The organism is Pectinatus haikarae, assembly GCF_015732185.1.
GTDB classification, from domain to species: domain Bacteria; phylum Bacillota; class Negativicutes; order Selenomonadales; family Selenomonadaceae; genus Pectinatus; species Pectinatus haikarae.
The window spans coordinates 309775-325304 of sequence record NZ_WIQM01000008.1 but is presented as its reverse complement, the minus strand read 5'-3'; the positions used below and the strand labels follow the sequence as shown (position 1 = coordinate 325304).

General features: G+C 42.8%; 14 protein-coding genes. 6 read left to right on the top strand and 8 right to left on the bottom strand.

Features of this window, described 5'->3' with window-relative positions; translation table 11 throughout:
* The first annotated feature begins 26 nt into the window (after nt 1–26).
* Nucleotides 27–896, top strand: a complete 870-nt coding sequence (locus I6758_RS05720; protein ID WP_196604235.1) for an NAD(P)-dependent oxidoreductase — start codon at nt 27–29, stop codon at nt 894–896.
* Nucleotides 897–1290: 394 nt separating this feature from the next.
* On the top strand, nt 1291–2412 hold the full coding sequence (gene ald, locus I6758_RS05715) for an alanine dehydrogenase (RefSeq protein WP_196604234.1): 1122 nt from the start codon (nt 1291–1293) through the stop codon (nt 2410–2412).
* A 70-nt stretch (nt 2413–2482) separates the two neighbouring features.
* Here ald and I6758_RS05710 read toward each other — a convergent pair whose 3' ends face one another.
* The 3 genes from I6758_RS05710 to I6758_RS05700 all read right to left on the bottom strand — a co-directional run bounded on the left by I6758_RS05710 (nt 2483) and on the right by I6758_RS05700 (nt 5746).
* On the bottom strand, nt 2483–4039 hold the full coding sequence (locus tag I6758_RS05710; protein WP_196604233.1) for a sigma 54-interacting transcriptional regulator: 1557 nt from the start codon (nt 4037–4039) through the stop codon (nt 2483–2485).
* A gap of 284 nt (nt 4040–4323) precedes the next feature.
* Complete coding sequence (locus I6758_RS05705) at nt 4324–5277, bottom strand: L-lactate dehydrogenase (protein ID WP_196604232.1); 954 nt, start codon at nt 5275–5277, stop codon at nt 4324–4326.
* 34 nt (nt 5278–5311) lie between these two features.
* Nucleotides 5312–5746 (bottom strand): MarR family winged helix-turn-helix transcriptional regulator, encoded by a 435-nt coding sequence (locus tag I6758_RS05700; protein WP_196604231.1) that lies wholly within the window; start codon nt 5744–5746, stop codon nt 5312–5314.
* Nucleotides 5747–5981: 235 nt separating this feature from the next.
* Here I6758_RS05700 and I6758_RS05695 point away from each other — a divergent pair, with 235 nt between their 5' ends.
* The 4 genes from I6758_RS05695 to I6758_RS05680 all read left to right on the top strand — a co-directional run bounded on the left by I6758_RS05695 (nt 5982) and on the right by I6758_RS05680 (nt 12243).
* Nucleotides 5982–7202: an efflux RND transporter periplasmic adaptor subunit gene (locus tag I6758_RS05695; protein WP_407947356.1), complete on the top strand. Its 1221-nt coding sequence runs from the start codon at nt 5982–5984 to the stop codon at nt 7200–7202.
* Between the two features lie 13 nt (nt 7203–7215).
* The gene (locus tag I6758_RS05690; RefSeq protein ID WP_196604230.1) at nt 7216–10371 is read left to right on the top strand and encodes an efflux RND transporter permease subunit; all 3156 of its coding nucleotides are present in this window, start codon (nt 7216–7218) and stop codon (nt 10369–10371) included.
* Nucleotides 10372–10469: 98 nt separating this feature from the next.
* Nucleotides 10470–11096 (top strand): hypothetical protein, encoded by a 627-nt coding sequence (locus I6758_RS05685; RefSeq protein ID WP_196604229.1) that lies wholly within the window; start codon nt 10470–10472, stop codon nt 11094–11096.
* Between the two features lie 148 nt (nt 11097–11244).
* The gene (locus I6758_RS05680; protein ID WP_231038530.1) at nt 11245–12243 is read left to right on the top strand and encodes an aldo/keto reductase; all 999 of its coding nucleotides are present in this window, start codon (nt 11245–11247) and stop codon (nt 12241–12243) included.
* 79 nt (nt 12244–12322) lie between these two features.
* Here the strand turns inward: I6758_RS05680 and I6758_RS05675 are convergent, their stop codons facing one another.
* The 5 genes from I6758_RS05675 to I6758_RS05655 form a co-directional block, all read right to left on the bottom strand.
* Nucleotides 12323–12988 carry a TerC family protein gene (locus I6758_RS05675; RefSeq protein WP_196604228.1) on the bottom strand — a complete coding sequence of 222 codons (666 nt, stop codon included), beginning with the start codon at nt 12986–12988 and terminating at the stop codon, nt 12323–12325.
* Nucleotides 12989–13280: 292 nt separating this feature from the next.
* On the bottom strand, nt 13281–13961 hold the full coding sequence (locus tag I6758_RS05670; protein ID WP_196604227.1) for a fructose-6-phosphate aldolase: 681 nt from the start codon (nt 13959–13961) through the stop codon (nt 13281–13283).
* 22 nt (nt 13962–13983) lie between these two features.
* On the bottom strand, nt 13984–14796 hold the full coding sequence (locus I6758_RS05665; protein WP_196604226.1) for an SDR family oxidoreductase: 813 nt from the start codon (nt 14794–14796) through the stop codon (nt 13984–13986).
* A gap of 21 nt (nt 14797–14817) precedes the next feature.
* Entirely contained in the window at nt 14818–15081 is a 264-nt protein-coding gene (locus I6758_RS05660; RefSeq protein WP_196604225.1) for an HPr family phosphocarrier protein, read from the bottom strand.
* Nucleotides 15081–15497 carry a PTS glucitol/sorbitol transporter subunit IIA gene (locus tag I6758_RS05655; RefSeq protein WP_196604224.1) on the bottom strand — a complete coding sequence of 139 codons (417 nt, stop codon included), beginning with the start codon at nt 15495–15497 and terminating at the stop codon, nt 15081–15083. Before I6758_RS05655 ends, I6758_RS05660 begins: the two co-directional genes overlap by 1 nt.
* Nucleotides 15498–15530: the final 33 nt, after the last annotated feature.

Here is a 15530-nt window from a genome sequence, read left to right as displayed (position 1 = left end):
AAAAATATACGCAGGAGGATAGACAAATGAAAAAAATCGGTTTTATCGGCACCGGAATAATGGGCAGCGCAATGGCCGGACATTTATTGGAAGCAGGATATGAACTCAGCGTTTACAACAGGACCAAAGAAAAAGCCGCCGGATTGCTGGCAAAAGGAGCAAAATGGTGTGACAGTGCCGGTGAGTGCGCCCGCGGACAGGACGCAGTCATAAGCATAGTCGGCTATCCCAAAGATGTGGAGGAAAGTTATTTGGGAAGCAACGGTATTTTGGCAAATGCAGAAAAAGGAACATATGTCATAGATATGACAACTTCATCTCCATTATTGGCACAAAAAATATACGAAGCAGCGCAAAAAAAAGGCATTTACGCCATTGACGCGCCTGTTACCGGCGGTGATACAGGCGCACAAAAGGCATCACTTTGTATTTTGGCAGGCGGTGATGAAGCTGCTTTTCTGGCAGTAAAACCCCTTTTGGCAAAAATGGGCAGCAACATTATTTATGAAGGCAGTGCCGGTGCCGGACAAAAAACAAAAGCCTGCAACCAAATCGCCATAGCAGGTGCACTTGCCGGAGCGTGTGAAGCATTTTCATATGCGCAGGCCTCAGGACTTGATGCCGATAAAGTGTTCTCTGCCATTTCCAAAGGGGCTGCCGGCAGTTTCCAGATGTCAAATGTAGTTGTCAATGCTTTGAAAGGAAATTTTGAACCGGGTTTCATGCTGAAGCATTTTATAAAAGACATGAATATCGGTATTGAGACCGGTGATATTTTCTCCGTAAACATGCCTGTTCTGAAACAAGTTTTAGTGGAAGCAAAAGAACTGGAAGAAAAAGGTATGGGCGAAAAAGGCACACAAAGTTTAATAAAATATTATGAAAATGACCTCTGACATATATAAGATTACCCCAATAACCAAATATAGCATCATTTTGATATTTGGCACTTTTCAGTTCCATTTGTAACAAAATTGAACCACATACCGGAACAAACATGTTCCACGGCCTATAGTCTTATTATTATATAAGCCTATAGGAGAAATCTCCGCAAATATATTGTATACATTTTTATCCAAAAGGCATCCGGACAGGATCTTCTTTATCCTGTCCGGATGCCTTTTTTCTGTCTGTTGTTCGCTCAGACAGTCGATTGCATTTTCTGAATCATGCCTGTATTTTTGTGTATTTTTACTTGCAAAAAAATTTCTTTACTTCATTTCAAATAATTGGCATAATATTTGCTTCTATAATTAGTTGTGATCTTTAATTAATAGGGAGGTTTTTGTCATGATCATAAGTGTTATCAAGGAAATAAAAAATAATGAAAACAGAGTAGGCCTGACGCCGGCAGGCAGCGAAGCGTTAATAAAAGCGGGACATACTGTATTAGTAGAAAAATCCGCGGGACTTGTCAGCGGATTCAGTGACGAATCATACAGCAAAACAGGCGCTGCCATAACAGCTGATAAAAAAGAACTGTTTGACAGAGCAGACATGATTATCAAGGTCAAGGAACCATTGCCCGAAGAATATGATTTCTTCCATGAAGGACAGATTCTTTATACATATCTTCATCTTGCACCGGAACCAAAGCTCACAGACGCATTGCTCCAGCATAAAGTTACAGGCATTGCTTATGAAACAGTTGTGGGCCATGACGGCCATAGTCTGCCCCTGCTTTCCCCGATGAGTGAAATAGCGGGCAGAATGTCCATTCAGATCGGTGCTCATTATTTGGAAAGCCGCTATGGCGGACGCGGTGTTCTTTTGGGCGGGGTAAGCGGTGTATGCCCCGCGCAGGTAGTCATCGTCGGCGGCGGCATAGTCGGTGCCAACGCTGCCAAGATGGCAGCAGGACTCGGTGCCAGAGTGACGGTTCTCGATTTGTCCATAGACAGAATGCGTTATTTGGATGATATTTTCAACGGAAGAGTGATCACCGAAATGTCAAACAGCCACAATATAGCAAAATGGGTGGCAAAAGCTGATCTTTTAATTGGTGCTGTATTGATTCCCGGTTCTAAAACACCGAAATTGGTCACCGAGGAAATGGTCAAGACTATGAAAATCGGTTCTGTAGTAGTAGATGTTGCCATTGATCAGGGCGGCTCTATTGAGACCTGTGATCACTGCACTACACATGACGATCCTACTTTTGAAAAATATGGAGTTATTCACTATTCCGTGGCGAATATTCCCGGTGCTGTTGCCAGGACATCCACTCTTGCACTGACCAACGCAACTCTGCCTTATGCACTGGCTATAGCCAATAAAGGTTTCAAAAAAGCTGCCCTTGAAGATGCCGGGCTGATGCAGGGAATAAATACCATTGACGGAAAAATCACCTTTAAAGGCGTTGCCAATGGTTTGGATCTGCCCTGCGCTGATATAAAAGAATTACTGAAATAAAATTATACTGTCTGGCTGCAATCCCCCTCTTATCGCCCCCGATCTGAGCAGAAATGCCCTCATCGGGGGTTTATTCTTCGAAAGACAGTTTATATTTTTTCATTTTGCGCAGAATACTCGTATGCGAGAGCCCCAACGCCGCTCCTAATTTTCTTGATGTCTTATATTTTCTCATGGCTCTGCCAATAATATTTCTTTCTGTCAGCTGCATCGCAGCTTCCAAATTTTCAGGCAGCTCTTCATTCGTTTGGGCGTGTTGCCAGCCTGTGGCGGTTCTATTAAAATCAAAAACAATATCCTCTGCCATTATTTTACTGCCCGCCGCTATATTTACTGCTCTTTCGATAATGTTGCCAAGCTCTCTGATATTCCCCGGAAAATCATAATTCATCAATTTCTTCATAGCAGCCCCATCAATATCACTTATGGCTGTATTTATACTGGCCGCAGCTTTTTTCATAAGATGCCGGGCAAGCACCTCTATATCTTCGCGCCGTTCCCGCAGCGCCGGAAGATACAAAGGAATGACGTTCAGTCTGTAGTACAGATCACTGCGAAAGCTTTCTGTCTGCATCATATGTTCAAGATCACGATTAGTAGCAGCTATTATTCTTACATCGATAGGTATTTCTTCCGTAGCACCGATACGGCGCACTGTATGTTCCTGCAAAACACGCAGAAGCTTCGCCTGCAGAGCAAAGGAAATATCTCCTATTTCATCAAGGAAAAGCGTTCCCCCGCCGGCAAGCTCGAACAACCCAAGCTTGCCGCCTTTGCTTGCACCGGTGAAACTGCCTTCCTCATAGCCGAATAACTCGCTTTCCAGCAGAGTATCCGGTATTGCCGTACAATTTATTGCTAGAAACATATTGTTGAGGCGCGGTGAAGCATTATGTATGGCACGCGCAAACAGCTCTTTTCCGCAGCCTGTCTCGCCCCGTATCAAGATAGTAGAGGCACTGCCCGCATACTGCCTGGCATTTTTTACCAATAAATGCATAATATCACTCTGATATATAATATCATCGAAATTCGTGACCGGCTGAGCAGTCAGTTTCTGATATATTTTCCGCACAGCATCTATACTGCGGATAAGCGCAATGCAGCCAAAAAGCTCTCCCGTTTCATCAAAAACAGGCTGAACATTTACCAGATAGTGGACATTACTCTCGCGGGAAAACACCTCATGATTCAAAAAGCTATTTCCTGTGCATAATGTTTTTTTCAGCAGGCCATAAAAAGGAACCAATTTTTGTACATTTTTTCCTATTATATTGCTCTCGGGCAGATGCAGCAATTGTCTTGCCGCTTTGTTGATATAGGCAGCATTTCCTTCCTTGTCCGTGGCTATTACGCCTTCACTTATGGTATTAAAAACTATCTGCATCTGCTGATATTGTTTATAGCGTGGCATTAAAGCTATTTTTTTTACTTCTGTTATATTTGACAGCTTTTTTATCTCTTTTATAATGAATTTTTCTTTATCACACGGCAGTGCGGCCGTTTCCAGGTAAGTAATATTTTTTATTACCTCCATCGAAACAATATTAATGCCGTTTTTTAAAATTATTTGCGCTATATCATATACAAGTCCGTGACGATCTCTATTTTCAATTTGCAGTTTCAAAAAATTCCTCCACATCAAAGATGCCCTGCCAGGTTCAAAGCACCATGTACACAACGCATGCCCCCAAACAGTATTTTTCGAACAGCTGCCGCTGACAGCCATATTATTCCTGCATATAAATTACTCTATTTTGCGGATATTGGCAAACTTTTTCAGCAGTGTATTCCTTTACCAGCGAATAATTATAAATCCCGCTTTTAAAAAAAAATAAAAGCTGTCTGTTTTAAGCACAGAAGCTTTTATTTTATAATGCAATTATTTAAAATTCCTTAAATTAAACGGTGTCAAATAAGGGCATTGATTTTCAATACTTCTTTAATACTTTGTGCACTCCTGTGCAGTGCTTCCAGTTCACTGTCAGGGATCTGAATGGCCAGCCGTTTGTCCACTCCATTTTCCCCTATTATGCTTGGCAGGCTCAAGGCCACATCAGACAATCCATACTCACCATCAAGAGGTGCAGACACAGGCGTCACGCAGCGGATGTTTAGAAATACGGATTTTGCCAGATAGCACGCACCCATAGCTATTCCGGTATTGGTCCATCCCTTTGATAAAAGCACATCATATGCGGTCTTGACAACGGTATCCGCTATTTTTTCTTTATCAAACGGTTCACTGTAATCATAATATTTATCCAGAGCATCAAGCCGCACTCCGCCGATGCTGACGGTACTCCATGCCGGGAAAGCAGAATTGCCGTGTTCACCAAGCATAAATCCCTGTACATCTTTTGCATTGATATTGTAATGATTTGCTATTATCCGTTTGAAGCGCAGTGTTTCAAGTGTCGTTCCCGTCCCGAAAAGCTTTCCCGGAGCATAGTCAAACCTTGTAGCCGCAAGATATGCAGTAACATCCAAGGGATTGGTTATCATTATGAAAACGGCATCGCGTGTATATGAAGTTACCTCTTTCATAATACCGCTGATGACTTTTATATTGCGCTCCGCCAAAATAAGCCGGTCCAGTTTTTCATCCGGCAGAATACTGGGACCGCCCGCACAGATTATCACATCGGCATCCTTGCATTCATCGAAGCCGCCGGAATATACTTTGACATCCGGACTGCATGCAGCCGGAGTGGCGTGCGTCATATCCAGAGCCTCTCCATGTGCCTTTTTCCCATCAATATCAATGCAGACTATCTCTGCCGCGAGCTGCTGGGCCACCGCCTGTACGAGCACTGCCGAGCCCACGTTCCCCATCCCAATAATTGCAAGCTTATGCTTTTGCAATATAAACGTCTCCCTCCGAAAATAAAATAATCAATTATTGTAACATTGATATTTTACCAAATAAATTCACCAATGTCTTCAAGGCATTATCAAATTCTTTGATTTCTTCTTCGGAAAGTGTGACCAGAGTTGTCTCCAGGCGAAGCTTGATCATTTGCTGATGATCAGTAACAAATTTTCGGCCCTTTGCTGTTGTTTTTATTCTGACCCGCCGCCGGTCTTTCGTATCGGGAAACCGCTTAACCAATCCATCATTTTCCAGTCTGTCGATAAGCGGTGACAATTGCTGCTTTATTATAGAAAGCCGTTCTCCAATCTCAGAAAAAGTCATGCTCCCTTCATCCCCGAGGATGATCATTATCGCAAACTGATTGACGGGAATAGGCAGGGGGATGTGGCGCAGGATACTATGCTGCATCAGGAAAAGTACTTCTAAAAAACTATCGGAAATTTTCTTTTCATCTGGCATTTCATTATTCCTTTCATTATAGGCTGTAAAACCTTGACTTTTCAATAAATATACTATACTATAATGTTCATTGATAGTAAATATTTATTTACAAACAAAAACTTGTAGTTTTTTTATTTATAAATAATATTTATTATATGGAATATGCTGTAAAATTACTATATAATAATGGATATAAATTTCTTTTTATTTTCCTTGATATTTAGTATTATCACATGTATGGAGGTAGAACGAATTGTTAGCAAAAAGCTGGACAAAAACGATTTGTACTTTTGCTGTTCTCTTGTCAATGCCTATATTATTGTTTGGCTGCGGTGCAAAACAGCAGCAGGCTGCAACGGAGACACAGGTAAAAGCAATGGCTGCTATTCAGCAGGACACACCGCTTTCATTTGAATATGCAGGCGAGGTCAAAGGGACTAATGAAGTAAACGTACAGGCGCGTGTTTCAGGCTCCGTCGTCGCTAAGTATATTCAGGGCGGTGAGCAGGTTTCCGCAGGACAGTCCTTATATAAAATTGACGACGGCACTTATGTAAGCGCATTGAACCAGGCCAAAGCCACTCTGGCTCAGTCACAGGCACAGCTCAGCAATGCCCAGCAGGATCTATCACGTTACGCACAGCTTATAAACAGTAACGCCATCTCCGAACAATCCTATACTAATCAGCAGCAGACCGTTGCCGCTTATCAGGCAGTTGTCGAAGCAAATCTGGCACAGGTAAATAAAGCCGAAAAAGATCTCGGCGATACTGTGGTCAGAGCCCCTGTATCCGGCCGTCTTGATGTCAATGATGTCGCCTCCGGAACATATGCAACTGCCGGCAGTACGACCTTAGTTTCACTCGGTGCTGTGAATCCTGTTTATATTCAATTCAGCATAAGTGAAAATGAATATTTAAAATTCAACCAGATATTCAACGGCAATTTCATAGGTAAAGAAGTAAATGCCACTCTCAGTGATGGCAGCGATTATCCTATAACCGGCAAAGTTGTCGAAGTAGATCGGTCAATGCCTAATGACTCAGGTTCTCTGACCGTTAAGGCACTCTTTGATAATCCTGATAATCTTCTGCTGCCGGGCATGTTTGCCCGTATAAAAATGACCGGAGAAACAGTCAAAGATGCTATTCTTATTCCGCAGCGCGCCGTACAGCAGCTTTTGGATAAATCTTTTGTCATGGTAGTGGGTGACGACAATAAATCTGTTTCCCGAGTCGTAAAATTAGGCTCAAAAGTCGGCAGCTATTATATCGTTGAAGATGGTATAACTCCGGGCGATAAAGTCGTCGTCGAAGGGTTGACTAAATTACGCGAAGGCGTTCCTCTCAACGCAACAATCGTCACGGGTGAACAGCTTGGTCTGTCTTTGGATACCAATACTGATATCTCATCAGCCTCGGATTCGCAGACAAATTCAAATGATGATTCTTCAAGCTCCGGACAAAATCAGTAAGGGGTGAGATAATTTGGCACGATTTTTTATTAACAGGCCGATCTTTGCCATTGTCATATCAATCATTATCGTTCTTGTAGGCCTTATATCCATGTTAAGTCTGCCTATTGCCCAGTATCCGCAGATATCACCACCGACAATTCGTGTCAGTGCCACTTACAATGGTGCAAGTGCAAATGTCATAAATGAAACTGTCGCGCAGGTAATAGAAGAACAGGTAAATGGCGTTGAAGGCATGGATTATATGTCTGCCACATCAAGCGATAACGGTTCATACAGTCTTCAGGTAGTCTTTAATGTAGGCAGCGACGGCGACATTGATTCCGTCAAGGTTCAAAATAAAGTGGCATCAGCAAACTCCAGTCTGCCTTCAAATGTTCAGACAAATGGTGTCACAACTACCAAATCGTCATCTGATATGGCCATGGTATTTTCGCTTTACTCTCCTAATGGTACATACGACAGCATATTCTTAAAAAATTATGCGGACGTTTATTTGACGGACAAGATCAAACGTGTTTCCGGTGTAGGTGACGTAACTGTATTCGGCTCCGACTATGCGATGCGTATTTGGCTGAATCCCGCTAAACTGGCCGAATTGGGACTCACCGCCACAGATGTGATCTCTCTGATTCAAGAACAAAATCAGCAGGCTCCTGCCGGAACGATCGGCGGCCGTCCTTCCTCAGGTGACCAGGAAACCCAATATACCGGCAAGGTTCAGGGGCGCCTTGACAGTGTTGAGGAATTTCAAAATGTAATAATAAAAACAAACAGCAATGGTTCTTTAGTTAGATTGAAAGATGTAGCCCGTGTCGAAACCGGCAAAAAGGACAACAGCATATCGAGTGCATTCAACGGTAAAGACAGTGTCGGGATGGCCATTCAGCTGACCAATACTGCCAATGCCATGGATACAATTGCCGGTGTCAAAAAAGTTCTACAGGATGCGTCTGTTGACTTTCCTCCCGATTTCGCTTATAAAACAGTATTAGATAAAACGGATTATATCCACGAATCCATTGTCGAAGTCGTAAAAACTTTTGTTGAAGCTCTTGTGCTGGTTATGGTTATTATGTTCGTATTTCTGCAAAGCTGGCGGGCAACTCTTATCCCCATGCTGGCTGTACCTGTCTCTCTGATAGGTACTTTTGCTACATTTACCATGCTTAATTTTTCCATAAACACACTTACCTTATTTGCGATGGTGCTGGCCATAGGCTTGGTCGTCGATGATGCCATCGTCGTTATCGAAAATGTCGAGCGGCATATTTCTGAGGATAAGCTTGATCCCAAAGAGGCAACTCGCCGCGCCATGGATGAAGTTTCCGGGCCGGTAATAGCCATCGCATTTACATTGGCTTCAGTATTCCTGCCGGTTGCTTTTTTAAGCGGCATGACTGGTATCCTTTATCGTCAGTTTGCTCTGACCATAGCTATTTCCATGGGACTGTCCGCTTTTGTTGCCTTGTCCCTGACTCCTGCCTTATGCGGTATGCTGCTGAAACCTCATGTTGCAGATGCGCATAAGGGAATAATAGCCAGATTTTTTGCCGCTTTTAATCGTGGTTTTGATAAAATGACACGCGGTTATGTAAAAAATGTTGGTACTTTTATCGGCAAAGCAAAATTTTGTCTGATTTTCCTTGCCATTATCATAGGATTGATGGCATGGATGTTCAAAACACTGCCCTCAACTTTTGTTCCCGATGAAGATCAGGGCTTCATGATAATTTCCGTTACCATGCCGGAAGGAACATCTGCAAATCAGACAGAAAAAACCGTTGCCGCATATGCAGCTTCTCTGCAAAAGATACCGGAAATGCAAAACGTAATGGCTATAACAGGCTATGATATCCTCACAAGCGCAAGCAAATCAAATGCCGGCACATTATTCATCGGTCTTTCGCCGTGGGCCGACCGCAAAACACCACAGACGCAGATCGGTGCAGAAATAGGCACCGCATTCAAGATCGGTGCACAGTTCCCACAGGCATCCGTTATAGCCATGAATCCACCATCCCTGCCGGGGTTGGGCGCAGTAGGCGGCTTCAACCTGCAATTACAGGATATGAGCGGGCACAGTGATGAAGAATTAAACGAAATAGCTCAGAAAATTGTTGCGGCTGCCAATCAGCGTCCGGAATTGCAAAGTGTCTATACAACATTCCAGATAAATACGCCAAACTATCAATTTGATATTGACAGAGAAAAAATCAAACAGCTCGGTGTAAGCCTGGGTGATGTATTCAATGCTCTGCAAATCAATTTTGGCGGATATCCTGTGAATGACTTCAACAAATTCGGCAAAACATATAAAGTTATGCTGCAGGCTGATACAGGTTTCCGCGGTGATGTAGATTCCACCCGATTCATTTACGTAAAAAATTCGGCGGGAACTTTGATTCCACTGAACACTCTGCTCAAACCGCAATTGGAATCGGCACCTACTATCGTAACCAGATTCAATGCCGCAAAAAGCATAACGCTTCAGGGCAGTGCAAAAGCCGGCTACAGTTCGGGACAGGCAATGAATGCTATCCAGGAAGTAGTCAAACAAGCCGCACCTTCAGGTTTTGAAACAGAATGGTCAGGCCAGAGCCGTGAAGAATCAAAAGCAGGCAATACTACCACTCAGGTAATGATCCTGGCGCTGGTATTCGTCTTCTTGTGCCTGGCTGCTCTTTATGAAAGCTGGAGCGTACCTTATGCAGTACTTTTATCAGTGCCTTCAGGCATATTTGGCGCTTTACTGTCAGAAATGCTGTTGAGCCAGCAAAACAGTGTCTACATGCAGATCGGGATCATTATGCTTATCGGCCTGTCCGCAAAAAATGCGATACTTATCGTCGAATTTGCCAAGGTCAGAGTTGATACCGGAATGTCTATCGTAAAAGCAGCACTTGAAGCTGCACATCTGCGCCTTCGCCCTATACTGATGACGTCACTCGCCTTTATCATCGGCTGTCTGCCGCTCGCCATCGCTACAGGCGCAGGTGCGGGTGCACGTAACAATATGGGTATAGCCGTAGTCGGCGGAATGTTTATCGCCACGTTATTTGGCATATTTCTCATTCCTGTAATGTTTGTCATAGTCGAAAAAATTGCAGCATTCTTTGGCAGTAAAAAACAGGAGCATAAAAAGAAAAATCCTGACGAATACATGTAATCTTATTATTTGTGTATAGGGATGTGTATTTAACACATCCCTATATTTTTTTGCCAAAATACGCTATAATGTAAAATATGTGATAGGAGGGTACATTAATGAAAATAATAAACATGTTGAAAATATTTGCAGGAATTTTTGCCGTTTCCGTGTCTTTTGGTCTGCTGTCACCCGCACAGGCTTCGGCCTATACTTATGTCAGCAAAGACTATGGTTACAGCATTGAATGCCCGGAAAAACCACTCGGCGTTATCCCTTTGATAGATCCCACTCAAAAAGGCGAAGTACTCGTTTTTAAAAATGACGGTTACAATATACTGCAGGGATGGATCATCGCAACAAATGCTTTTGACTCATCACAAATACCTGATTTTGACAAAATGACTGACAAGGAATCTCAAAAATATGCCGCTAATTTCGTTATGAACAGTGAAGGAAAATATGAGACCGTATTATTTATTCCTTTGAACGGGCATAAAGTGTTATACGCTGTCGCTCCGCAGGACGTATATGTGGATGCAGACAAAAAAGAAAAGACCGATACCGTAAAAACTAATGTAAGCCAGCGTATCGAAACCTATATTCCCGGTAAAAAGACAAATTATGTCATCGTATTTTTTAAATCAGGAGAAATGACAACACAAGACAGTACCGATTATCAGAATGGCCTGTTGTCTTTCAAAGAACTGCCCGCTGAAGAAAAAACTCCTGCCGGCAGTAAATAAAAACGACTGATATTTACCATATTTTTTATACAAATCCAGTCATCATTTTAAGCAGTCAGCGTATAACTCTCGGATTATTCAAAATTCGGGAGTTATATTTACAGCAAAAGCTGCGCACATTTACGTAAATGGAATAGGAGTAATTATCATGTATAATGCTTCAGCTAAACGTTACGAGCAAATGACTTATCATCACTGCGGAAACAGCGGTCTGAAATTACCTGCAATAGCTTTTGGTCTCTGGCACAATTTTGGTGATACGGCGCTTTATGAAAACATGGAAAATCTTTGCTTAACTGCCTTCGATAACGGAATAACGCATTTTGATCTTGCCAATAATTACGGTCCGGCCCCCGGCAGCGCGGAGAAACATTTCGGCAGAATTATACGGGAACAATTATCAGCCTATCGTGATCAGCTCATAATCAGCACTAAAGCAGGTTATGACATGTGGGAAGGCCCCTATGGCAATTGGGGCAGCAGAAAACACCTCTTGGCAAGCCTGGATCAGAGCCTCCGGCGTCTTGGACTGGAATATGTTGATATTTTTTATCATCACCGTATGGATCCCGAAACACCATTAGAGGAAACAATGGGCGCATTGGCTCAGGCAGTAAAAAGCGGCAGGGCACTTTATGCAGGTCTTTCCAACTATGACGGACCGACATTGGTAAAAGCCGCAGCTATTCTGGGAGATTACCGCTGCCCGTTTATTATCAATCAAAATCGCTATTCGATTTTCGACAGAACTATAGAACAAAACGGACTTAAAGAAACCGCCAAGAAGCTTGGCAAGGGAATTATCGCCTTCAGTCCCCTGGCCCAAGGGATGCTGACAAATCGTTATCTGGACGGCATCCCTGCAGACAGCCGTATTAAAACCGACGGCCGCTTTTTAAAAGCCGGCAGTCTGACACCGCAGAAGCTCGAACAAATAAGAAAACTTGACAGCCTGGCTGCGAAGAGAGAACAAACCCTAGCAGAAATGGCCCTAAGCTGGATATTGCATGACGGAGTCGTAACAAGTGTTCTTATCGGTGCGTCTAGACCCGAGCAAATTATAAGTAATATTAAGGCTGCGGATAATACAGCTTTTTCTGAACAGGAATTAGCTGAAATAGATGCGATAAGTATCCCTGCTTTATAGAATTCCGACTTTGAAACCAAAATATTTCAGGGGCTGCCGTATGAAGTGAAAATAACTTCATGCGGCAGCCCCTGTTTTTTTACTTATTAAGCGTTCTTTCTTTTACTCTGTAAAAGTAGGGCGATGATACCACAGCTGCTATAAAGAAAACAGGTAATATATAGCGAATATACCCATTAAAATTTAAAAGTATATTGCCGACTACACGATCATTGATTATCATAGATGCTGAAGTGTATGCCAGAATGGAAGCCCCTAATATAATAAGCGCAGGATATTTATCCATGCATTTTGCTATCAGGCCGCTGCCCCATACAACGATCGGCACGCTTATTAACAGACCGGCCACAACCAGGGCAAAGCTCCCATGCGCCGCTCCCGCTATAGCTAAAACATTATCTATCCCCATAACAGCATCAGCTGCTATTATTGTTTTTACCGCACTGCTGAAGTTTGTTGCGGCATTGATTTTCTCTGTTTTTGCCGAAGGATTCAGCAGCTTCATCGCAATTGGCAGCAGCAGCAATCCGCCAACCGCCTGAATATAAGGAATCGTCAATAAATATGCCGCCAAAACGGTCATCAATATCCTTATTATTACGGCACCTGCCGTGCCTATATAGATCACTTTCTGCCGCATATCCTGCGGCAGATTGCGCGAAGCCATAGCAATGACGACCGCGTTATCACCCGCGAGGACAAGATCCAGTATTATTATTGTTCCCAGTGCAGTCAAAAAATCCATTTTTTTCTCCCTTTTAAAATTTTATTGATTTCTAAAATTTATAAAAAAAGACTTTTAATGCGTGTAAAACACACATTAAAAGTCTCACTTACGTTGTTAACGACCTCACTGCCAGATGCGCTGTAAGCTGCATCAGTGTTGTTGACAGCAAAGTTCCAGTTACTCCCTTTTAATTATGATTAAATTATATATTATCAATATAATACTTGTCAAGTAATATATATACAATCCTGTTCTCTGAGATATGTATTGCTTCTACTGTATTTTCCAAGCATCAGCAGCTGTCACAACCTTATTTGCAGTTTGCCATCGTTGCTCCCGAGCCGCAAAGATTTTCAAAATCATCAGTAAAAGCTTTTACCGCAGCCGCTACAGAATCATTTTTTAAAAGCCCCCGCAGCACAGACGGTCCAACAGTGGCTGCGCCCACACCATATTCACACAATGCCAGTACCTGCTGTGAATTTTTAAAACTGGCAGCCAATACTTCCGTATGCAGATGGTTTTTCTTGAAAATATCATGTATTGCCTTAGCCGTACGAATGCCGTCAGCGCCAAGATTATCTATCCGGTTAACATAAGGAGCAGCATAATCCGCACCTGCCTTGCCTGCTAAGAAGGCTTGCATTTGTGTGTAAATGGCCGTTGCCGTAATATTGGCTCCTTCCTTTTTCAGCATCTTGATTGCCTTAAGGCCTTCATCGACCACAGGAATTTTAATATATGTATTTTCTCCCAATTCCCTCTGAATACGATGTGCGTCCTCAACTATTCCTTCAGCATCAGCGGCAACTGCCTGAACATGCAGCATTGCTTTTTCTCCAAGGAAATCACGTATTTCACGCAGTACGGAAAATGGGGCTTTTCCGTTTTTGGCTAAAATAGAAGGGTTTGTTGTTACCCCGTCTATCGGCATAAAAGCCGCTAATTTTTTTATTTCGACAATATTTGCATCGTCGATCAATAATTGCATTCTTAATTCCCCTTTCTGATAATCAGCCTCTGGTCTTTCCTCCGGCTATATTAAGTGTTACACCGTGTACATAACCGGCTCTGTCGCTGCTCATAAAACATACTGCATCTGCTACTTCACTCAGTTTGCCGGAGCGGCCTAAAGGTGTTGTTGAGGTTTTTGAATAACCAGCCCGCAATTGATCAACCGTGATATTCCTTGTATACGCAAGTGCGGTTTCATACTTTATTGTGCGCAGACCCGTGGCTTCCATAATACCGGGAGCTATGCCTACCACACGTATATTATGCTTGCCCAGCTCTTTGCACCATGATCTTGTGAGTGAATTAAGAGCATTTTTAGTAGCAGCATAAACGCTCTGTCCTTCAGAACCTTCCAATCCGCTTTCGGATGACATATTAATGATGACTCCGCCGCCCTGTTTTATCATCTGCCGTGCCGCTGCCTGGGCACAAAAGAAAACGCCCTTCATATTGACATTGCAGACCAGATCCCAGACCTTTTCGTCCAGTTCATACTGACCGCCTTCATCCTTTGGATCCACCAAAAGACGAGGTATGTTTATTCCTGCGTTATTCACCATCACATCTACACTGCCGAACCGTTCTACAGCCTTATCTATCATGGATTTAACAGATGCCGCTTTTGTAACGTCAGCCACTGCATAAAGAAAATTGTCTTCATTCATTCCGTCTATTACCGGTGCAGCCGGATTCATATCAGCGACCACTACTTTGCTGCCCTGCGCAAGAAAAGCTTCGGTTACCGCTTTACCTATACCTGATGCACCTCCTGTAACCACAACTACTTTATCTTCAATATTTAACCAGCTCATAAAAATCCTTCTTTCCGTTATTTACCTGTCCAAACTGATAATAAGCTCCATAAATTTCTGCATATCTTCAATTTCATCAAGCCCGTCTACCAGAATTTCCAACTCATCTCCAGCTCTGACCAGCATGCCGAGAACAGCCACCATATCTGCCGCGCGAGCTAATTTTTTCCCTTTTTTACGCAAAAAAATACTGCTGCCCGATTTTCTGGCAAAAGCGGCCAGTCTGGCTGCATAAGCCGCGTGCAGTCCGAGAGGATTTTCAATAGTCATTCTGCGGGTGATCATTATTCTATTATCTCAATAACAGTACCTATTTTGATAGGTCTATGAGATTTTTTTTCCACAATGATGGCTCCCGGCAGACTATTGTCCTTTTCAGCAGTGAAATTTACCGTTAAATGTCCGAGTCCATTGAGATTTTTTTCAGCCAGCTCACCCACATGCAGTATTTCAAATTTTTCTCCGTCTATTGAAAAGAACTGCCCTGGTTTGATCGTTTTTACGGTCTGAACAATGGGAATGGTATAACAATAATCTTTCAGTGTATCCGGTGCATTGTCACCAAAGAGGATTACCATTTCTTCACCAAAAGCGGTGACATCTTTTCCTGCATTAATAATTTTGTTGCTGTAAATTACTTTCATTGTCATCATTCCCATCCTAGAATAGTTATCATTGAAGGAAAAGACTTCGTCATCCACAAAAAAATTCTACGCTGCCGACAAAGCCTTTTC

Excerpts from the sequence above, each read along its gene's own strand:
- I6758_RS05720 (WP_196604235.1), top strand. The coding sequence starts at position 27 with ATGAAAAAAATCGGTTTTATCGGCACCGGAATAATGGGCAGCGCAATG.
- ald (WP_196604234.1), top strand. The coding sequence starts at position 1,291 with ATGATCATAAGTGTTATCAAGGAAATAAAAAATAATGAAAACAGAGTA.
- I6758_RS05700 (WP_196604231.1), bottom strand. The coding sequence starts at position 5,746 with ATGCCAGATGAAAAGAAAATTTCCGATAGTTTTTTAGAAGTACTTTTC.
- I6758_RS05685 (WP_196604229.1), top strand. The coding sequence starts at position 10,470 with ATGAAAATAATAAACATGTTGAAAATATTTGCAGGAATTTTTGCCGTT.
- I6758_RS05680 (WP_231038530.1), top strand. The coding sequence starts at position 11,245 with ATGTATAATGCTTCAGCTAAACGTTACGAGCAAATGACTTATCATCAC.
- I6758_RS05675 (WP_196604228.1), bottom strand. The coding sequence starts at position 12,988 with ATGGATTTTTTGACTGCACTGGGAACAATAATAATACTGGATCTTGTC.
- I6758_RS05670 (WP_196604227.1), bottom strand. The coding sequence starts at position 13,961 with ATGCAATTATTGATCGACGATGCAAATATTGTCGAAATAAAAAAATTA.
- I6758_RS05665 (WP_196604226.1), bottom strand. The coding sequence starts at position 14,796 with ATGAGCTGGTTAAATATTGAAGATAAAGTAGTTGTGGTTACAGGAGGT.
- I6758_RS05660 (WP_196604225.1), bottom strand. The coding sequence starts at position 15,081 with ATGATCACCCGCAGAATGACTATTGAAAATCCTCTCGGACTGCACGCG.